We start from the raw sequence: 19240 nt of genomic DNA, 5'->3' as shown, positions 1-19240 counted from the left end.
GAAGGTCGGGCGCGGCGGGTAAGCACGCCACGCCCCGGCCCGTCTTGGTTGTTGTTATTGAGCGTTGGCTTTTTCGGCAGCCAGTTCTTCCAGGTCGATGTAGCGGTTGCCGATGCGCGGGTGCAGGCGGCCACCGTCGGAGGCGCCCAGGACCACGACGATTTCATCGGCGCGCGGGGCGTCTTCGATCTGCATTTCCAGGGTGATGTAGTGCGAACGCAGGCCTTCGTCGTCCTTCTGCATCATCGGGATCTGGATCGAAGTGCCCGGGCCACCGCGCTTGTTGGTGAAGCTCAGGTAGCTCTTGGCCTGTACCGCTTCGCGGTAGTGGTTGCCGAAGCGCAGGGTGTGGATTACTGCCGAGGCGTGTTCGATTTCGCCGTCGGCACCAACGACTGCGGCCTTGCCGTAGGCTTCGATCTTGTCGGCGCCGCCGATGGCTGCGGTCAGGCGCTCGACCATCAGGGCACCCAGGTCCGAGCAGTTGGCACGGATTTCCGGCTTCAGATCTTCAACAAAACCGCGCCCGGCCCATGGGTTCTTGATCACGACGGCCAGGCCGACCATGGTCACCGGCTTGTCGGTGGCCTTGCCGCCTTCGATGCGGGTCTCTTCGGAGTAGGTGACGATCTTGCGGATTTCGAAACTCATGGGTGGCTCCTGGTGAGGGTTATCAGCTCTTGTTGTCTGATGGTATACCATAATATTTGTTGTGCAAGAGGCGGCTGGAAATTTCTCTTGCGGGGGGACGAAAGGTGGGCTGATGCCTTGATTTTTGTGCTGTCTGTACCGGCCTCTCGCGGGTGAACCCGCTCCCACAGGTACCCCACAGGTTTCATGGTCTGCGCCAGTCCTGTGGGAGTGGGTTTACCCGCGAAGAGGCCGGTATAGGCAACGGATCAATACTCAAAAAAAGCCCGCTCACGCGGGCCACAGGGCCCACGGGAGCGGGCGTGTCCCGCAATGCTTCAGGTAATGGGAAATCAGGCGAACGCCGGCACCACTTCCTTGATGAACAGCTCCAGCGATTTCTTCTTCTCGGCGTGGGGCAGGCTGTTGTCGCACCAGAAGCTGAACTCGTCGACGCCGAGTTCCTGGTAGTACCTGATACGCGCGATGATCTCTTCCGGCGTGCCGATCATGGTGTTCTTGCGGATGTTCTCCAGCTCGAACGCCGGCACTTCGGCGAACTTCGATTCCGGGCTTGGCTCGAGGAAGCCGTTGACCGGGGTGGTCTTGTTGCCGAACCAGGCATCGAAGGTGCGGTAGAAGCGCGAGATGGCCTGGGCGCCGACTTTCCAGCCTTCCGGCTCGGCCGGGCTGTGCACGTGGGTGTGGCGCAGCACCATCAGTTGCGGGCGCGGCACGCCCGGGTTGTTGTCCAGTGCAGCCTGGAACTTGTTCTTCAGGTCCAGCACTTCCTCGTCACCCTTCATCAGCGGGGTGACCATGACGTTGCAGCCATTGGCCACGGCGAAGTTGTGCGAGTCCGGGTCGCGGGCGGCGATCCACATCGGTGGGGTGGCGTTGAATGGCTTCGGCACGCTGGTGGAGGTCGGGAACTTGTAGACTTCGCCGTCATGGGCGTAGTCGCCTTCCCACAGCTTGCGCACCACCGGCACCATTTCGCGCAGGGCCTTGCCGCCGTCGGTGGCCGGCATGCCACCAGCCATGCGGTCGAATTCGAACTGGTAGGCGCCACGGGCCAGGCCCACTTCCATGCGGCCGTTGCTGATCACATCGAGGAGGGCGCATTCGCCCGCCACACGGATCGGGTTCCAGAACGGCGCGATGATGGTGCCGGCGCCCAGGCGGATCTTGTCGGTGCGCGCAGCCAGGTAGGCCAGCAGCGGCATCGGGCTTGGTGAGATGGTGTATTCCATGGCGTGGTGTTCGCCGATCCACACGGTGCTGAAACCGCCGTTCTCGGCCATCAGGGTCAGTTCGGTCAGGTCTTCGAACAGCTGGCGGTGGCTGACCTGTTCATCCCAACGTTCCATGTGCACGAACAACGAAAATTTCATGGGGCTTTCCTCAACGCTTGAAAGGGGCTGGCGCCTGGCAGGGTTGGCGCCAGCGGTCTCGATTCAGAACAGGCTTCAGGCAAAGGCCGGCAGGCTGGCCATTTTGCCGCGGCAATACACCATCGGCCGTGGCGCCTCTGCAGGGACGATCAGGTTGTGCACCTTGCCGACCATGATGGCGTGATCGCCACCTTCATACTCGCGCCACAGTTCGCATTCGATGACCGCGGTGGCACCGGCCAGGATCGGGTTGCCCAGTTCGCTCAGGGACCACTCGATACCGCTGGCCTTGTCCTTGCCCTTCTTGGCGAACGCGTAGGCTTCGGCCTGCTGTTCACCGGACAACAGATGAATGGCGAAGCGCTTCTGCCTGATCAGCACGGGGTAGGAGTCGGAGGTGTAGTTGGGGCAGAACAGCACCAGCGGCGGGTCCATCGACAGGGACGAGAAGGCGCTGGCGGTCAGGCCGACGACCGAGCCGTCGTCGTCCTGGGTAGTGATGACGGTAACGCCGGACGGGAAGGAGCCCAGAACCTGCTTGTAGATGGTTGCGTCGATCATCTGGTGTACCTCTATAGGGCTGCGGTGGTCCGCGGTTTTTATCGTTGATGTGTCTGATGGTATACCGTAATACCTATTTTGCAAGCGGAATTTTCAAGCAAGGGTATTGCGCGATGAACGGCTCAAGCCCACGTATACCGTGCGTTTGAGCGGTGTGGCGGTTTGCCGCAGGGCTTGCGCGAGCGGATCAGTGGGCGTTTTTTCCTACGGATCAGTGTTGTCAAAAGTTTGGAATACCATAATATGGTCCGCAGCTGAGAGGCCGCCTAGATGCGGTTTCCTTACAAAGATAAAAACGACCTTTCGAGCTGAATCCTATGTCCCAACCGTCGTCGCAACACCAGTTTGTCGAGAATCACACGGTCGATTACGTTCCACCTGCCGAGCGCCACGGGAAGGCGCGCGACCTGTTCACCCTCTGGTTCAGTACCAACATCGCGCCACTGCCCATCGTCACCGGTGCCATGGTGGTCCAGGTGTTCCACCTGAACCTGTTGTGGGGCTTGGTCGCCATCGTGCTGGGCCATCTGGTCGGGGGCGTGGTCATTGCCCTTGCCTCTGCGCAGGGACCGCAGCTGGGCATTCCGCAGATGGTGCAGAGCCGCGGCCAGTTCGGCCGCTACGGTGCCTTGCTGATCGTGTTCTTCACCGCGCTGATCTATGTCGGCTTCTTCATTTCCAATATTGTCCTGGCGGGCAAGACCATTCACGGCATTGCCCCGAGCGTGCCGATGCCGGGCGCGATCGTGATCGGTGCGCTGAGTGCCACCGCCATCGGCGTGATCGGCTACCGTTTCATCCACATCCTCAACCGCATCGGTACCTGGGTGATGGGTTCGGCGCTGCTGGCCGGCTTCATCATGATGTTCGCCCAGGAACTGCCGGCCGACTTCTTCAGCCGTGGCGCGTTCAACCTGTCGGGCTTCATCGCCACCGTGTCGCTGGGCACCATCTGGCAGATCAGCTTCTCGCCGTACACCTCCGACTACTCGCGCTACCTGCCGCGTGAAGTGGGCATTGCCAAGCCGTTCTGGGCCACCTACTTCGGCGCTACCCTGGGCACCATCCTGTGCTTCAGCTTTGGTGCGGTGGCGGTGCTGTGCGTGCCGGAAGGTACCGATGCGATGGATGCGGTAAAGCAGGCCACCGGCTGGCTGGGCCCGATCCTGATGGTGCTGTTCCTGCTCAACATCATCAGCCACAACGCGCTCAACCTGTATGGTGCGGTGCTGTCGATCGTGACCGCGATCCAGACCTTCATTGCCGAGTGGACACCGAGCATCAAGGTGCGGGTGGTGCTGGCTGGGGTGATTCTGGTGGGCTGCGGCATGGTGGCGCTGAATGCATCGGCGGACTTCATCGGCCAGTTCATCGGTTTGATCCTGGCGCTGCTGCTGGTGCTGGTGCCATGGGCGTCGATCAACCTGATCGACTTCTACCTGATCAAGAAGGGCCAGTACGACATCGCCTCGATCTTCAGTGCCGACGGCGGCATCTATGGCCGCTTCAACCACCACGCGATCATTGCCTATGCCTGCGGTATCCTGGTGCAGCTGCCGTTTGCCAATACGTCGCTGTATGTGGGGCCGTATTCCAATATCGTCGAAGGGGCTGACCTTTCGTGGCTGTTCGGCCTGCTGGTGACGGTGCCGCTGTATTACTGCCTGGCGACCCGGGGCAAGGCTGCCGAGAAGGCGGGGCGGGTCGTGAGTGTGAATGACTGATAGAGCGTTGTTGCTGTAACCGGGGCTGCGTTGCAGCCCATTCGCAGCACAAGGCTGCTCCTGCAAGGGAATCACGATGCATGTAGGAGCAGCCTTGTGCTGCGAATGGGCCGCAACGCGGCCCCGGCTTTTTCAGCTCAAACCTTGAACTGCGCCACCAGGCCATTCAGGTCCACCGCCAACCGCGACAGATCCTGCGCCGCCGCACTGGTCTGGTTGGCCCCCGCCGAGGTCTGCATCGCCAGGTCGCGGATGTTCACCAGGTTGCGGTCCACCTCCCGCGCCACCTGCGCCTGTTCCTCCGAGGCGCTGGCAATCACCAGGTTGCGCTGGTTGATCGAGGCTATCGCCTCGGCAATCACCTCCAGCGCCTGACCGGCGCCTTGCGCCACCTCGAGCGTGCCGCTGGCGCGGCCCTGGCTGCTGTGCATCGCCGTCACCGCCCGCTCGGTACCGTTCTGGATACCGGCAATCATCTGCTCGATCTCTGCGGTCGACTGCTGGGTGCGGTGGGCGAGGGCGCGTACCTCATCGGCAACCACCGCAAAGCCACGGCCCGCCTCGCCGGCGCGGGCCGCTTCGATGGCGGCATTCAGCGCCAGCAGGTTGGTCTGCCCGGCAATCGCGCCAATCACGTCCAGCACACGGCTGATCTCGTTGGCATTGTTGGCCAGCTGTTCGATCTCGGCCGAGGTGCCGGTCACGTCAGCCACCAGATGCTGGATGGAAGCCAGCGCCTGGTTGACCCGGTCGCGGCCATCACGGGTGGTCTGGTCGGCACCCTTCGAGGCGTCGGCGGTGCTCACGGCGTTGTTCGCCACTTCCTCGACCGCCGCAGTCATCTGGTTGACCGCGGTGGCCGCCTGGTCGATCTCCGCGCTTTGCTGGTGCAGACCGCGGCTGGTGTCTTCGGTGACGGTGTGCAGTTCCTCCGAAGCCGAGGCCAACTGGTCGGACGAGGCGGCGATCTGGCGGATGGTGTCGCGCAGGCTGCCCTGCATGCGGCCCAGGGCGCGCAGCAGCAAGGCAGGCTCGTCGCGGCCGACTACACGGATGTCCTGGGTCAGGTCGCCGGTCGCCACGCGTTCGGCCACGCTCACTGCATCGGCCAGCGGCACGACGATGCTGTGGGTGAGCACGGTGGCAAGGGCGACCAGCGCCAGCATGATCACCAGCAGCGAGACAATGATCGCGATGAACGCCTCGTCAGCCACGTCGCTGCTGCGCTGCGAGGCTTGTTCGGCACCTTTGCCGTTGTAGGCGATCAGCGCCGCCATGGCTTGCATCATGCTGTCGGCGCGCTGGCTCAGAGGGCCGGTGATCTGCTGCTTTGCGTCTTCCATGCGGCCAGCAGCAATGTCCTGCAGCACGCGTGTCTGCAGTTCGAGGTATTGCTGGTGCGCGCTATCGAAGGTGTCGAACAGGGCGCGGTCATCGGCGGCGGTGATGGTGCCTTGGTATGCCTTCAGGCCATCCTTCATCTTGGCATTGGTATCGTCGAGCAGCTGCAGGTTGCGGTTGCGTTCGCTGGGGTTGTTGTCCAGTGCGGTACGCAGGGTGAGGGCGCGGGAGCGGCCAAGATTGCTGCTGATCTCGCTCAGTGCCACCACGGCGGGCATCCAGTTGACCCGGATTTCGTCCGTGGCCTTGTCCATCTGCCGGGTTTCGTAAAGTGCGGCAAGGCCCATGAACAGGACCAGGATGCCCAACAGGGCGAACACGCAGGCAGCGCGAATGCCGATCTTCAAATTCCTTGATTGCATGACATGCTCCTTGATGGTGGCGTGCAGGCCTCAGGAGCTTGGGCGGATGGCCGGGTCACCGGAAGTGGCGCCAGGCTCTGGAAGCGCTGCGGATTCAGTTGTGTGCTTCACCTCTTGATTTCTTTTTGTCTTGAATGATGCCATATGGCCATCATTCTCGAAAGGTCATTTCATGTCATGACACTAATTGACAAAACCGCCATCAGGCGGCGGTTTTGTCAGGTTTATGGTCAAGCGATCGCGATCAGCGGGTCGGCAGCGGCCAGTGCCAGGGCGCGATCGGCCGCTGGCGGGTAGATCCATACCGAGTTGATCTGGCGCTTGAGGTCTTTGCCTTCCTGGCCATGCAGTTTCAGTTCGCGTTCCCAACCCTCGCTGTAGGCCGCGCCCCATTCGCCCAGGTCCAGGCAAGTGACGTACTTGGGCTGGCGGTACAACACCGGCTGCAGGCCGAGCAGGTCAGCCGCTGCGTTGTTGCCGGAGTGGCGGCCCATGGGGATGGCGTGCTGGCAGGTCATCAGGGCGTGGTTGCCCAGCTCGTCCACAGCGGCCCAGGCGGTGTCGCCCGTGGCGTACACATGGTCCTGGCCCAGCACCTTCAGGTGGTCGTCCACTTTCAGCCGGCCGAAGTTGTCACGCTCGCCGGCAACCTGTGCAGTCAACGGGCTGGCCTTGACGCCAACGGTCCAGATCACGGTGTTGCTGGCGATATGGTCGCCGTTGTCCAAGGTAACGCCACCGGCATCGACGGCCACCACCGAAGCCCCGGCCTTCCACTCGACCCCGGCCTGTTTGCAGGCGGCGATGATCGACGGCGTGATACCCGCGCCCAGCGCCGCGCCAACGTGCGCACCGCGGTCGACCACCACCACCCGCAATGCTGCACTGGCGCCAAGGATGGCACGCAGGCGGGCAGGCATTTCCGTGGCCGTTTCAATACCTGTGAAGCCACCACCGCAAACCACCACAGTGTTGCGTGCGGGCGAAGCGGGCAGGGCGGCCAGGCCGACCAGGTGCTGTTCCAGGCGCATGGCCGATTCCATCTGGTCGACATCGAATGCATGTTCGGCCAGGCCAGGCACTGCCGGGCGTGCGACCTGGCTGCCAGCGGCGAGGATCAGGCGGTCGTAGGCGATCTGTTGGCGGTGCCCCTGGGCGTCGGTGTAGCTGACGCTGCGCCCTTCGGTATCGATGCTGTCGGCGTTGCCCGGAATGAAATGAATGCCCACGGCTTCGAACAGCTCGCCCAGCGGGGCCTTCATGCCGTGCACGTCGGCCTCGTAGAAGCGTGGGCGGATACGCAGTTCAGGCTGCGGAGCAAGGACGCTGATGCTGATGTCGGCACGCTGGGCCTGATCGAGCAGGCGCGCAGCGCTCAGGGCGCTCCATACACCGGCAAAGCCGGCACCGATGATGAGGATGTTCGAGTTCATGAAGGTGCTCCGCAAGGTTCGAAAGGGGGCTTCGAGGGCGGGTTGTGTGCCTCTCGAGTAACTACGACTGTATTGATCGTAGTTTGTGCCTGCAAGTCTTTTTTTCAGAAGGGCGACACTTCGCACCGCCATTTCCTGGCCGGAACAGCCGTATTTACTGGAATAAATGGATGAAAGCGGCCGGCCGTCGGCAGCTGCGCACTTTGCGGAGCAGGTACTACAGGCGTATCATTTGCGACAAGATTGGTCGGAGATAGATATGTCGCTCTACAGTGCTGGCGTCGAATACGGTATCCATTGCCTGCTGTTCCTGGTGGACGAGCGGGGCGACTCGCGCGAGTCCAGCGTGCGCGACCTGGCCGAGTTGCAGGGGGTGCCCCAGGAGTACCTGGCCAAGGTCTTCACCAAGCTGGCCCGTGCCGGGCTGGTGGCTGCCACCGAGGGCGTGCGCGGTGGCTTCCGGCTGGCGCGGCCGTCGGATGAAATCACCGTGCTGGATATCGTCAATGCCATCGACGGGCCGAAGAAGATCTTCGACTGCCGCGAAATTCGCGAACGTTGCAGCCTGTTCGAGGGTTCGCCGCCGGCTTGGGCGACCGAGGGCATGTGCGCGATCCATGCGGTGATGCTGGGGGCGCAAAAGCGCATGGAAGAGGCCCTGGCGCAGCAGACCATCCTTGACTTGGCGCGGCGGTTCGGGCGCAAGGCGCCGGCCGAGTTCGGGCAGAAGGTCAATGCGTGGATGGGTGAGCGGCGGGAGGGTAAAGGGGCAGGAGATATTCCGCTCACCGAGGTCTGAATTGTCGCCCGCGCTGGCCTCTTCGCGGGTAAACCCGCTCCCACAGGTACCCCACAAGTTTCAGAGATTGTGATACCCCTGTGGGAGCGGGTTCACCCGCGAAGAGGCCAGTGCAGGCTAACGCCCTTCATGCTGCCGCCGATACGCCCCCGGCTGCACCCCCACCGCCTTGGCAAACGCCCGGGTAAACGCCGCCACCGACTGATACCCCACCTGCGCCCCCACCTGCTCCACGGTATGCCCCGCCCGCAGCAACTGGCTGGCATGGCGCATGCGCAACGCCAGCAGTACTTGCCCAGGCGACTGTCCGGCCAGTTCGTTGAAACGCTTGAAAAACGCCGACCGCGACAACCCCGTGCAGGCGGCCATGCTTTCCAGCGTCCACGCATGCCCCGGTTGCTCGATCAACTGCTCCAGCAACCCGGCAAACGCCGGTTGCCGGGCGAGGGCGACCAGCCCGCCCAATGGCTGCTCGGCATGCACCTGTTGGCGTAGCACATACAGGAACAACAAGTGCGTCAGCCGCTCCAGCAACGTCTGTGACGGCCCGGCGGCGCGCCGGCATTCCTCCAGAATGAGCTCGAACAACGCCCGCGCTGCATGGCCGGCCGGTTCATCGGCGCGTAGCAATATCCAGTCGGCCAGGCCGTCGACGATCAGCGCCGACAAGCCCGGCCTGAAGTGGAAGAAACCACATACCAGCCCCACGCCATCGACCGCGTCGACGTCCATGGCCTGCATCTGCTGGCGCGGCTGGGTGCAGGCACTGGCCGGGTCCTGGTCGCTGGCCAGGCGATAGCCGAGGTCGCGCAACAGGAACACCGCATCGCCGGCCTCCAGGCGCAGTGCCTCGGGCTGGCCGTCGATGTGCAGCCAGCAATGCCCTTGCACCACCAGGTGGAAGCTGGCCCTGCCCATGCCTTCGGTGCTGGCGTGCCAGCCGCCGCAGTAGCGGCCTACATGGAACAGGCTGGCATCGAGCTCCAGGCCCTCTAATAACCAATCGACAAGGTGGCTGGATGAAATCATCTAATGCAAAGACTCTAGAGCAAGGAAAGGCGACTGATGAATATGGAGGGTAGTTCTTATAACCAACAGACTGTAGTGACACCCATCAAAGGAGACTACTCCATGTCCGCGCGCATTACTTTACACACGCTGCAAAGCGCCCCGGAAGCGGCCCGCCCGTTCCTCGAGAACGCGCAGAAGAATTCCGGCTTCATCCCCAACCTGCTGGGCGTGCTGGCCAATGCCCCGGCGGCGCTGGAAACCTACGTGACCGTTTCGGCACTCAACGGCAAATCCGAACTGAGCCTGGCTGAGCGTGAAGTGGTGCAGCTGATTGCCGCCACCCAGCATGGCTGCGACTTCTGCGTGGCCGGCCACACGGCCGTGGCCCTGAACAAGGCCAAGCTGCCGCAGGAGGTGGTCGATGCCCTGCGTGCCCGTGGCGAGCTGCCCGATGCCCGTTATGAAGCCCTGGCCGCGTTCGCCCGCGAAGTCATCGCCACCCGTGGCAATGTCAGCGAGGACACTTACCAGGCCTTCCGCGCCGCCGGCTTCAGTGAAGGCAACGCCCTGGAGGTGATTCTGGGCGTAAGCCTCGCAACCCTGTGCAACTTTGCTAATGTGTTCGCCCAGACGCCGCTCAATGACGAGCTCGGCAAGTACCGCTGGCAGCCATCTGCATAGACCCTGTTTGCTAGCGGCCATGATGCGGTCGTTGTAGGAGCGGCCTTGTGCCGCGAACGGGCCGCACAGCGGCCCCGGCGTCCCAAAAGGAGCAAGACCATGCAAGATTGTGCATTTCGACACTGGCTGGATGCCAATGCCGAGGCCATTGACCGGGGCCACTGCGAGCCGCAGCTGGTACTGGCGCAAATCGCCGAATCGCAGCTGCTGCGCGTCGGTGTCGACCCGGCCCTGGGCGGCACGGGCGGGCAAGTGACCAACGCGGTCGAGGCCATCGCCGCAATCGCCAGCCGCTCGCTGGCAGCGGCGTTCGTCTGCTGGGGCCAGCGCGCCTTCATCGAATACCTGCTGCACAGCCCCAACCAGCCCCTGCGCGAGCACCTGTTGCCGCGCCTGCTGACTGGCGAACTGGCCGGCGCCACCGGGCTGTCCAACGCCATGAAGTTCCTGTCCGGCATCGAAGCGCTGCAGGTGCGCGGCCGCCCGGCAGCCGATGGCTGGCAGCTGGAAGGGCGCCTGCACTGGGTGACCAACCTGCGCAAAAGCGGCTTCGTGGTGGCTGCGGCTATCGAAGACGAAGCCGGTGGAGCACCGTTCGTGCTGGCCATTCCATCCGACGCGCAGGGCCTGGAGCGTTCCGACGACCTGCAACTGATGGGCCTGCAGTCGAGCAACACCGCGGCACTGGCCTTCCACCAGGTGCAATTGCAGCGCGGCTGGTTGCTGCACGAAAATGCCCGCGAGTTCCTGCCTCGGGTACGCCCGGCTTTCCTGGCGCTGCAGTGCGGCATGGCCATTGGCCTGGCGCGGCGGGCACTGGCGGAAGTGCAGGCACACCTGCATGGCCGTGCATCCTTCCTCGACGAAGCACGCCAGGTGCTCGGCGAGCGCCTGGAAAACACCGTGAGCGAGCTCAAGCAGGGCCTGCTCGATGGCCGCTTCCAGCAGCAGCCGGCAGCCTTGTTCAAGCTGCGCATCACCCTGGCCGAAAGCGCTGCCGACGCCGTACAGCTAGAGTTGCAGGCCAGTGGTGGCAAGGCTTACCTCAGCGAGTACGGTGAAGGCTTTGCCCGCCGCTGGCGCGAGTCGGCCTTCGTGCCGATCGTCACGCCCAGCCTGGTGCAACTGCGCGCCGAACTGCAACGCCAGGCGGGCGCGGCATGAGCCCAGTGTTGCTCGAAGCCCGCGACATCAGCCTGGGCTACCCGCGCGAGGGTGGCTGGCAGGCGGTGCTGGCGCAGTTCGACCTGCAACTGGCCCCCGGCGAAGTGGTGACCATCCTCGGCCCCAGCGGGGTCGGCAAGTCCAGCCTGCTGCGGGTTCTGGCCGGCCTGCAGCAGCCCCGCGGTGGCAGCGTGACCCTGCACGGCCAACCGCTGCAAGGCCCGCACCCACGCCTGGCGGTGGCCTTCCAGGACCCCAGCCTGTTGCCGTGGTTGAACCTGGAAAAGAACGTCGCCTTCGGCCTGGACTTTGCCCGCCAGCCAAAACTTGCCGCCGCCGAACGGCGCGCGCGCATCGACCATGCGATTGCCGCCGTGGGCCTGGCCCATGCCCGCGGCCAGTACCCGGCGCAGTTGTCTGGCGGCATGGCCCAGCGCACCGCGCTGGCCCGCTGCCTGGCCCGCCAGCCCGAAGTGCTGTTGCTCGACGAGCCGTTCGGCGCGCTGGATGAAGTGACCCGGGCCGACATGCAGCAACTGCTGCTGAAACTTATCGCCACCCACAACACGGCGGCGGTGCTGATCACCCACGATATCGACGAAGCCCTGCTGCTCTCCGACCGGGTACTGCTACTGGGCAACCACCCAGCGCACACCCTCGGCCAGTGGCACATCGACCTGCCGCAACCACGGACGCAGCGGGTCGAGGAGCTGGGCGCCTTGCGCATCGAAATACTCAAAACCCTTCGGCGGGCAAGCCGCACAGTCGAACCTACTCCAACCCCATTGCCCTCGGAGGCTGTCCATGTGCATGGATGACTGCTGTTCCTCTTCTTCGCGTCGCGATTTCCTCAAGCTCGGCGCCATGCTCACGGCTGCCGGTGCACTGCCGTTGCTGTCGAGCCTGCAGGCCCGTGCCGCCGCCGAGCCCGACGCGCCAGTGCGTATCGGCTATCTGCCAATCACTGACGCCACGCCGCTGCTGGTCGCGCACAACAACGGCCTGTTCGAGGCCGAGGGCATCAAGGTCGAGCGCCCGGTGCTGCTGCGCAGCTGGGCCCAGGTGATCGAGGCGTTCATCTCTGGCCAGGTCAATGTCATTCACCTGCTGTCGCCGATGACCGTATGGGCCCGTTACGGCAGCAAGGTGCCGGCCAAGGTGGTGGCCTGGAACCATGTGGGCGGTTCAGGCCTGACCGTGGCCCCGGACATCAACGACATGAAGCAGCTGGGCGGCAAGACCGTGGCCATCCCGTTCTGGTACTCGATCCACAACGTCGTGCTGCAACAGATGCTCAACGACAACGGCCTGACCCCGGTGTCGAAGCCGGCCAATGCGCCACTGGCCGGCAACGAAGTCAACCTGTTGGTATTGCCGCCATCCGACATGCCGCCGGCGCTGGCCAGCAAGCGCATCGCCGGCTATATCGTCGCCGAGCCATTCAACGCCCTGGCCGAGAACCTCAAGGTCGGCCGGGTGCAGCGCTTTACCGGCGATGTGTGGCGCAACCACGCCTGCTGTGTGGTGTTCATGCACGAGCACGACCTGAACAACCGCCCGGAGTGGTCGCAGAAGGTAGTCAACGCCATCGTCAAGGCCCAGCACTGGACCCGTGACCACCGCGCCGAGGCCGCTGCATTGTTGTCCAAAGCCGGCCCCAACAAGTACACCCCGCATGAACCAGCAGTGCTTGGCAAAGTGCTGGCCCCGGCCGCGGAGGACCGTGCCGGTTACATTGCCAGCGGCGCCATTCGCCACCAGCAGTGGGACGAAAAGCGCATCGATTTCCAGCCTTACCCGTTCCCCAGCTACACCGAAGAACTGGTCAAGCGCCTGAAAACCACCCTGATCGAGGGCGATAACGCGTTCCTGGCCGGCCTGGACCCGGCGCATACCGCCCGCGATCTGGTCGACGACCGCTTCGTGCGCAACGCCATCGCCAGCGTTGGCGGGCCGTCGGTGTTCGGAATCGCCGATAACTTCGAGCGTAGCGAGGAGTTCGCGGTCTGATGCGCACGCATGTCGTTCATGCCGGCCTGGGGCTGGCCGGGTTGCTGGGTTTGTTGCTGTTGTGGTGGGCCGGTGTCGCGCTGTTCGGCCAGGCCGATGGCTTGTCGGCACGCTTTTCGCCAGCAGCGACCCTGGCCAGCCTGATCGAGTTGCTTGGGCAGGGCGAGGTGTACGGGCATATCTGGGTCAGCCTCAAGCGTATCCTGGTCGGGCTGCTGCTGGCGCTGCTGATCGGCGTGCCACTGGGCTTGCTGGTGGGCAGCTACCGGCACCTGGAGGCGGCGACCACGCCGGCGTTCCAGTTCCTGCGCATGATCTCGCCGCTGTCGTGGATGCCGGTGGTGGTGATGCTGATGGGCGTGGGGGACCAGCCTATCTACTTCCTGCTGGCATTTGCTGCGTTGTGGCCGATCTTGCTGAACACGGCGGCCGGGGTAAGGCAACTGGACCCGCGCTGGTTGCAGTTGAGCCGCAGTTTGAGCGCCACGCGCTGGGAAACCTTGTGCAAGGTGATCGTGCCCGGGGTGATCGGCCATGTGCTGACCGGCGTGCGCCTGGCCATCGGTATTCTGTGGATCGTGCTGGTGCCGTGCGAAATGCTCGGGGTCAGTGCTGGGCTGGGGTACTTCATTCTCGATACCCGCGACCGGCTGGCGTATTCCGAGCTGATGGCGATGGTGCTGCTGATCGGGGTGCTGGGGTTTGTGCTGGATGCCCTGGCGCGTGGGCTGCATCGGCGTTGGGTGCATGGCTGACGGGGCGTTGCGGCTTCTTCGCGGGTAAACCCGCTCCCACAGGGATGTCACCGGGCCTGTGGGAGCGGGTTTACCCGCGAAGAAGTCCTTGGATCAATGCACGGTCTTGCGCTGCCGTACACACTCCTGGGCCTGAGCGGTCAGTTCGTCCAGCCGCTCATCCCGCATCTGTTCCGCTTCGATCATCGCATCCTCACCCTGCTGGTTGAGCAGGTAGGTATGGATCTGCATCACTTCCGCTGTCTGGTAGATCGGCGCTATATCCAGCCGCCCGATCAGCGCGCCGCTAGCCTGGCCGGTACTGCTCATCAGTACCTGCGGCCCGTTGGCGGCAACCACCTGCATGCCCATCGCCTCGAACCACGGTACCTGGCCGGCGAAGGCGTTCAGTTCGACGCAGGCATGGCGTGCCTGCAGGTCGCCCAGCAGGGCACGGGCGATGCCCTGGCGACAATGGCTGGCGCGCACGGCCAGGAACGCCAGGGCGCACGCCTGTTCATCGTCCTCGGCCGGCAATGACAGCGCAAAACCCAGCAACTGGTCTGGCGCCTCGGCGTCCAGCGCCAGGGTCAGCGCCACGGCCAGGCCGCGGGTGCCGTCCAGCGCTTGCAGGTACTGGTGCACCTCCATGCCGACGCCGTACTGGTACAGCGGGTACAGCGGGTTGTCGGCGCTGATTGCGACGCTGCTCAGTTCGCCAACGTGGTGGATCACCAGTTCGCGGATCTGGTTCTGGAAAGATTCAGGCGGCACGCTGTCGAGGCGGCTCAGGATGAACATCGGGGGGTGGGCTCCGGCGGGTAGATGGACGGCCCGCGCCATGCGGGCGCGGGCTGTACAGTCTAACCGGTTTTGTCGGTCAGCCTTGTACCTGCAATGCACCGAGCATCAGGTCGAGGTTCTGCACCGCCGCACCGGAAGCACCTTTGCCGAGGTTGTCGAACACTGCGGTCAGCAGCACCTGGCCATGCTCAGGGTTGGCGTAAAGCGCCAGGCGCAGGTCGTTGCTGTCGTTCAACGCCTCGGGGTCGAGGTTCGGCGCTGCGCCGTGCTGGTGCAGGGGCATCAGCTGGACATGGCGGGCACCCTGGTAGTACTGCTGCAGACAGGCCTGCAGCTGTTCGGCACTGACCTGGCCGGGCAGCAGGCGCAACTGCAGCGGGATGCTCAGCACGATGCCCTGGCGGTAGGCACCGTAGCCGGGCATGAACATCGGCCGCGCCGACAGCCCGGCGTGCTGCTGGATCTCCGGCACATGCTTGTGCGCCAGCTCCAGGCCGTACAGTTGCAGGGCTGGGTTTTTGCCGGCGGCGGGCTGTTCATGCCGTTCGACTGCGGCGCGGCCACCACCGGAATAGCCGGAGATGGCGTGGATGTTCAGCGGGTAATCCGCTGGCAGCAGGCCGGCCTTGACCAGTGGCCGCAACAGGGCGATGGCGCCGGTAGGGTAGCAGCCAGGGTTGCTGACGCGCTTGCTGTGCGCGATGCGCTCGGCTTGTTGCTCGTCGAGCTCCGGCAGGCCATAGACCCAGCCTGGGCTGGTGCGGTGCGCGGAGCTTGCGTCGATCACCCGCACCTGCGGGTTATGGATCGCCGCCACGGCCTCGCGGGCGGCATCGTCGGGCAGGCACAGCAGGGCGATGTCGGCGCTGTTGATTGCCTCGCGGCGCCGTTGCGGGTCTTTGCGTTCGGCTTCGGGCAGGGTCAGCAGGCGCAGGTCGCTACGGCCTTGCAGGCGGGCATGAATCTGCAGGCCGGTGGTGCCTTGGTCACCGTCGATGAAGACAACAGGGGTGTGCATGGTCAAAGTCCGGTCGGGGAGGGATGGCCTATGTTCGCTTTTGGCTTTGGTAAAGAAAATTTGAATATGATGATCGACATGTTCATCTTTTCTGAATGAGTTTGGCCCATGCGCGAAATCAGCCTCGACCGCCTCCGCACCCTGGTGGCCATCTCCGACCTGGGCTCCTTTGCCGAAGCCGCTCGCCAGCTGAACCTGGCACCGCCCACCATCAGCCTGCACGTGGCCGAGCTGGAGGCGCGCATCGGCGCCCCGTTGCTTACCCGCACTCGCGGCCAGGTGCGGCCCACGGCCATCGGTGAAACCCTGCTGGCACGTGCCCGCCGCCTGCTGGCTGACGCCGACCTGGCGTTGGATGAAGTGCGCCGGCAGGTCGAGGGCCTGACCGGCCGGGTACGCCTGGGCGCTTCCACCGGTGCCATCGCGCACCTGCTGCCGCAGGCGCTGGAGCACCTGCGTACGGTGCACCCAGGGATCGATGTGCAGGTACAGGTGCTGACCTCCCAGGCTTCGTTGGCGCGCCTGCGCGAGGGCACGCTGGATATCGGCCTGGTGGCCTTGCCACAGGTGGCCGGCAAAGGGCTTGCGGTTACGCCCTGGCGGCGCGACCCGATCCTGGCCTACGTGCCGGCCGACTGGCAGCCGCCGGCCAGGGTCACGCCGGCCTGGCTGGCGCAGCGGGCGTTGATCCTCAACGACAGCAGCACCCAGCTTTCGCGGGTGACCGGTGAGTGGTTCGCGGCCGCGGGCTTGTACCCCGAGCCGCGAATCGAGCTGAACTACAACGATGCGATCAAGAGCCTGGTCGGGGCCGGGTATGGGGCGACGCTGCTGCCGCAGGAGGGGGAGGCGGCCGAGCTGGACCGGCGCATTGCCCGCCGGCCGTTGCGGCCGGGGTTGTGGCGGCAATTGGGTATTGCTTGCCGGGAAGGGCAGATGGAGCGGGCCACGGGGTATGTGTTGCAGGCGTTGGAGCGGTTGCGCCAGTAGGGGGCTGCTGTGCAGCCCATCGCCGGCAAGCCAGCTCCCACAGGGACCCCACAATGTTCAGGCCTGTGGTGATCCTGTGGGAGCTGGCTTGCCGGCGATTGGGCCGCAAAGCGGCCCCTGGGTCACCCCCGCTCTCGCGCCCGCACCGCAGTCACTGTCTCCCCGCCAACCCCCCAGTTATCGGTCGGCACCTCCTCGATCACCACAAAGGTACTGGCCGGCGGCTTGCCCAGCACCTGCTGCAGCATGCGGGTCGTCTGTTCGATCAGCTGGCGCTTGTGCTCAGCGCTCACGCCTTCATCGGTCACGCGAATATGGACATAGGGCATGGTTGCTCGCTCCTCGGTTCAATGCCAGGTGCCAGCGGTGCTACCGCCATCCACCGGCAGGATCACGCCGCTGACGAAGCGTGAGTCGGCCAGGTACAACACTGCATCCACAACATCCTGTGGCAAGCCGGTGCGGCCACTGGGCGACAGCGCGCCCATGCCTTGCGTGTTGCCGCCATGCAGCGGCGTATCGATGATCCCCGGTGCCACCGCATTCACCTGCACGCCGCTGGCTGCAAGTTCCAGGGCCAGGCCTTTCACCGCCTGGTTCAGGCCACCCTTGACCAGTACCGGCAGCAGGGCGGGTACGCGGGTGTCCGGTTGCAAGGCGATGGAGGCGGTGATGGCGATGATCTGCCCATGCCCTTGCCTGGTCATGATCCGCGCCGCTTCCTGGGCCGGGTAGAAGAAGCCCTTGAGGTTGGTGCCGACCAGGGCTTCGACATCCGCTTCGCTGTAGTCGGCAAATGGCTTGGCAATGAAGATGCCGGCGTTGTTGATCAGCAAGTCGACCCCACCAAAGGCTTGCTCGGCGCTGGCGAACAGGCGCTGCGCCGTGCCCGGTTCGGCGATCTCGCCAGCCACGCCGATGAAGCGCGATGGGTTGCCGAGGCGGGCGGCGGCTTGCTCAAGGCGGGCCTGGCTGCGGGCATTGCCGACCACGTTGTCGCCGCGTTCGAGGAAGGCCTCGGCCAGGGCGAAACCCAGGCCGCTCGAGGCCCCGGTAATGATGACGGTGCGTGGCGTATTCATGTGCATGATCTCCAGTGAAGTGAGCCATGGGCTCGGTGTGAAGCCACTGTAGGTTGCAATCAGCACTTGAAAAATGAGGCGCGGGACATTTCAATCGATACATCATGTAATCAATCAGGCCGTCATGACCCGCCATTTCGACGATTTGCAACTGGGCAGCCTGGAGCTGTTCTGCCTGGCCGCCGACAGCGGCAGCTTCACTGCTGCGGCCACGGAGGCCGGTGTTACGCCGGCGGCGGTCAGCCGCAGCGTGGCGCGCCTGGAAGAGCGCCTGGGCGTGCGCCTGTTCGTCCGCACCACCCGGCAGATGCGCCTGTCCGCAGCCGGCCAGGCCTATTACCAGCAATGCCGGCAGGCACTGGGGCAGTTGGTGGAGGCTGAGCGCCAGGTCACCGGTGGGCAAGTCGAGCCGAGTGGTCGGCTGCGCATCAGTGCACCCACACCCTATGCCCACCACCGGCTGTTGCCGCTGCTGCCGCGGTTTCGCCAGCGCTACCCAAAGGTGCAGGTGGATGTGCATGTCAGCAACCGCAACGTCGACTTTGCCGAGGAACCATTCGACCTGGCCATTCGTGGCCGCGAGCCGGCCGATTCACGGTTGGTGGCGCGTCGCCTGGAAGATGCCGAACTGGTGGTGGTGGCTACGCCGGGCTACCTGGCCCGTGCCGGCACGCCACGAACACCACACGACTTGCTGCAACATGAGTGCATCCAGTTCGAACTGCCCAGCAGTGGCCGCCACCCACCATGGAGCTTTCGCCAGCAGGGCCAGCAGGTGGAGATCGAAACCCAGGGTGGGTTCACCTGCCTGGGCGACTTCCTCGCCACCGCCACGCTGGTGCGCCATGGCGGCGGGCTGATGCAGGCTTACCGCTTTACCGTGCAGGATGCACTGGCCAGTGGCGAACTGGTGGAAGTGCTCGCCGAATTTGGCGGCACTTCGCGGCCGTTCATGCTGATCTACCCCCAGGCTCGGCACATGCCGCTGCGGGTGCGGGTGTTCATCGATTTTCTGTTAGCCGAGGGAGCATGGTCCCCGGGTTGAGGCGAGGCGCCGGGGCGTATGGCCGACTATGCTGTTTGCTGCGTCGAGCCAATGTCATCTCGACGACCCTTCAGGTTTTCCAGGAGAACGCTCCATGAAATCCACGAAATGCATACCTTTGCTGGTGATTGCCTCGGTCCTCAGTTTTGCCGCACACGCAGACCCGGCGAGCAACTGTGCGGCCAAGATCAAGGAACTTGAGGATTTCGACAAGGCCAGTGGCCAGGCAATGCATGGCGGCATGGCCCATGACTTCAAAGTCCACCTGCAAAATGCCAAGGATGCTCAGGCCAAGGGTGATATGACTCAGTGTCAGGCCTCGGCGGACCTGGCCAAGACCATTTACAACAAAGCACGTAGCAGGTAAGCCCTTACTGGCCCCTTCGCGGGTAAACCC

Annotated in this window: 20 protein-coding genes; 10 read left to right on the top strand and 10 right to left on the bottom strand. The window is 64.3% G+C overall.

Translation table 11 applies throughout. The features are described from left to right. Window positions 1-54: 54 nt before the first annotated feature. The 3 genes from R9B85_RS01990 to R9B85_RS01980 all read right to left on the bottom strand — a co-directional run bounded on the left by R9B85_RS01990 (window position 55) and on the right by R9B85_RS01980 (window position 2585). Window positions 55-651 (bottom strand): amino acid synthesis family protein, encoded by a 597-nt coding sequence (locus tag R9B85_RS01990; RefSeq protein ID WP_003258678.1) that lies wholly within the window; start codon window positions 649-651, stop codon window positions 55-57. A gap of 332 nt (window positions 652-983) precedes the next feature. Then, on the bottom strand, window positions 984-2024 hold the full coding sequence (locus R9B85_RS01985; protein ID WP_112252634.1) for an LLM class flavin-dependent oxidoreductase: 1041 nt from the start codon (window positions 2022-2024) through the stop codon (window positions 984-986). 75 nt (window positions 2025-2099) lie between these two features. Further along, the gene (locus R9B85_RS01980) at window positions 2100-2585 is read right to left on the bottom strand and encodes a flavin reductase family protein (RefSeq protein WP_112252633.1); all 486 of its coding nucleotides are present in this window, start codon (window positions 2583-2585) and stop codon (window positions 2100-2102) included. A gap of 317 nt (window positions 2586-2902) precedes the next feature. Between R9B85_RS01980 and R9B85_RS01975 the strand changes: the two genes are divergently transcribed. Next, window positions 2903-4309: a purine-cytosine permease family protein gene (locus R9B85_RS01975; protein ID WP_112252632.1), complete on the top strand. Its 1407-nt coding sequence runs from the start codon at window positions 2903-2905 to the stop codon at window positions 4307-4309. A 137-nt stretch (window positions 4310-4446) separates the two neighbouring features. Here R9B85_RS01975 and R9B85_RS01970 read toward each other — a convergent pair whose 3' ends face one another. Beyond that, the gene (locus tag R9B85_RS01970; protein ID WP_112252630.1) at window positions 4447-6072 is read right to left on the bottom strand and encodes a methyl-accepting chemotaxis protein; all 1626 of its coding nucleotides are present in this window, start codon (window positions 6070-6072) and stop codon (window positions 4447-4449) included. A 230-nt stretch (window positions 6073-6302) separates the two neighbouring features. Then, complete coding sequence (locus R9B85_RS01965) at window positions 6303-7505, bottom strand: NAD(P)/FAD-dependent oxidoreductase (protein WP_112252629.1); 1203 nt, start codon at window positions 7503-7505, stop codon at window positions 6303-6305. Between the two features lie 259 nt (window positions 7506-7764). Here R9B85_RS01965 and R9B85_RS01960 point away from each other — a divergent pair, with 259 nt between their 5' ends. Beyond that, window positions 7765-8304 carry an RrF2 family transcriptional regulator gene (locus R9B85_RS01960; RefSeq protein WP_112252628.1) on the top strand — a complete coding sequence of 180 codons (540 nt, stop codon included), beginning with the start codon at window positions 7765-7767 and terminating at the stop codon, window positions 8302-8304. 117 nt (window positions 8305-8421) lie between these two features. On the opposite strand, the gene R9B85_RS01955 is transcribed toward R9B85_RS01960, so the two are convergent. After that, a complete protein-coding gene (locus R9B85_RS01955) occupies window positions 8422-9333 on the bottom strand; it encodes an AraC family transcriptional regulator (RefSeq protein ID WP_112252627.1) in 912 nt (303 codons plus the stop codon). Window positions 9334-9435: 102 nt separating this feature from the next. Here R9B85_RS01955 and R9B85_RS01950 point away from each other — a divergent pair, with 102 nt between their 5' ends. The 5 genes from R9B85_RS01950 (at window position 9436) to R9B85_RS01930 (ending at window position 13925) form a co-directional block, all read left to right on the top strand. Continuing rightward, window positions 9436-9996: a carboxymuconolactone decarboxylase family protein gene (locus tag R9B85_RS01950; RefSeq protein ID WP_112252626.1), complete on the top strand. Its 561-nt coding sequence runs from the start codon at window positions 9436-9438 to the stop codon at window positions 9994-9996. A gap of 99 nt (window positions 9997-10095) precedes the next feature. After that, window positions 10096-11160, top strand: coding sequence for an acyl-CoA dehydrogenase family protein (locus tag R9B85_RS01945; RefSeq protein ID WP_112252625.1), 1065 nt, complete (start codon window positions 10096-10098; stop codon window positions 11158-11160). After that, window positions 11157-11978, top strand: coding sequence for an ABC transporter ATP-binding protein (locus tag R9B85_RS01940; protein WP_423770772.1), 822 nt, complete (start codon window positions 11157-11159; stop codon window positions 11976-11978). Before R9B85_RS01945 ends, R9B85_RS01940 begins: the two co-directional genes overlap by 4 nt. Then, window positions 11965-13170, top strand: coding sequence for an ABC transporter substrate-binding protein (locus tag R9B85_RS01935; RefSeq protein ID WP_112252623.1), 1206 nt, complete (start codon window positions 11965-11967; stop codon window positions 13168-13170). Before R9B85_RS01940 ends, R9B85_RS01935 begins: the two co-directional genes overlap by 14 nt. Continuing rightward, window positions 13170-13925, top strand: coding sequence for an ABC transporter permease (locus R9B85_RS01930; protein WP_112252622.1), 756 nt, complete (start codon window positions 13170-13172; stop codon window positions 13923-13925). The genes R9B85_RS01935 and R9B85_RS01930 overlap by 1 nt, the downstream gene beginning before the upstream one ends. Window positions 13926-14018: 93 nt before the next feature. Here R9B85_RS01930 and R9B85_RS01925 read toward each other — a convergent pair whose 3' ends face one another. Together R9B85_RS01925 and argC are read right to left on the bottom strand one after the other, a co-directional pair. Next, window positions 14019-14705 (bottom strand): GNAT family N-acetyltransferase, encoded by a 687-nt coding sequence (locus tag R9B85_RS01925; RefSeq protein ID WP_215521255.1) that lies wholly within the window; start codon window positions 14703-14705, stop codon window positions 14019-14021. A 79-nt stretch (window positions 14706-14784) separates the two neighbouring features. After that, window positions 14785-15726: an N-acetyl-gamma-glutamyl-phosphate reductase gene (argC, locus tag R9B85_RS01920; RefSeq protein ID WP_215521256.1), complete on the bottom strand. Its 942-nt coding sequence runs from the start codon at window positions 15724-15726 to the stop codon at window positions 14785-14787. A 108-nt stretch (window positions 15727-15834) separates the two neighbouring features. Between argC and R9B85_RS01915 the strand changes: the two genes are divergently transcribed. Beyond that, a complete protein-coding gene (locus R9B85_RS01915) occupies window positions 15835-16716 on the top strand; it encodes a LysR family transcriptional regulator (protein WP_207879037.1) in 882 nt (293 codons plus the stop codon). 122 nt (window positions 16717-16838) lie between these two features. Here R9B85_RS01915 and R9B85_RS01910 read toward each other — a convergent pair whose 3' ends face one another. Both R9B85_RS01910 and R9B85_RS01905 read right to left on the bottom strand, forming a co-directional pair. Then, a complete protein-coding gene (locus R9B85_RS01910) occupies window positions 16839-17045 on the bottom strand; it encodes a tautomerase family protein (protein ID WP_061551649.1) in 207 nt (68 codons plus the stop codon). A gap of 18 nt (window positions 17046-17063) precedes the next feature. Further along, the gene (locus tag R9B85_RS01905) at window positions 17064-17798 is read right to left on the bottom strand and encodes an SDR family NAD(P)-dependent oxidoreductase (RefSeq protein WP_423770771.1); all 735 of its coding nucleotides are present in this window, start codon (window positions 17796-17798) and stop codon (window positions 17064-17066) included. Between the two features lie 124 nt (window positions 17799-17922). On the opposite strand from R9B85_RS01905, the gene R9B85_RS01900 reads away from it, so the two are divergent. Together R9B85_RS01900 and R9B85_RS01895 are read left to right on the top strand one after the other, a co-directional pair. Then, window positions 17923-18843, top strand: coding sequence for a LysR family transcriptional regulator (locus R9B85_RS01900; RefSeq protein ID WP_215521258.1), 921 nt, complete (start codon window positions 17923-17925; stop codon window positions 18841-18843). 94 nt (window positions 18844-18937) lie between these two features. Beyond that, window positions 18938-19210: a hypothetical protein gene (locus R9B85_RS01895; RefSeq protein WP_196178189.1), complete on the top strand. Its 273-nt coding sequence runs from the start codon at window positions 18938-18940 to the stop codon at window positions 19208-19210. Window positions 19211-19240 lie beyond the last annotated feature (30 nt).

The sequence above is a fragment of the Pseudomonas sp. NLJ1 genome, assembly GCF_049486705.1.
Classification (GTDB): domain Bacteria; phylum Pseudomonadota; class Gammaproteobacteria; order Pseudomonadales; family Pseudomonadaceae; genus Aquipseudomonas; species Aquipseudomonas inefficax.
The sequence above is the reverse complement of the archived record's forward strand: the minus strand, read 5'-3'. Positions and strand labels throughout refer to the sequence as shown.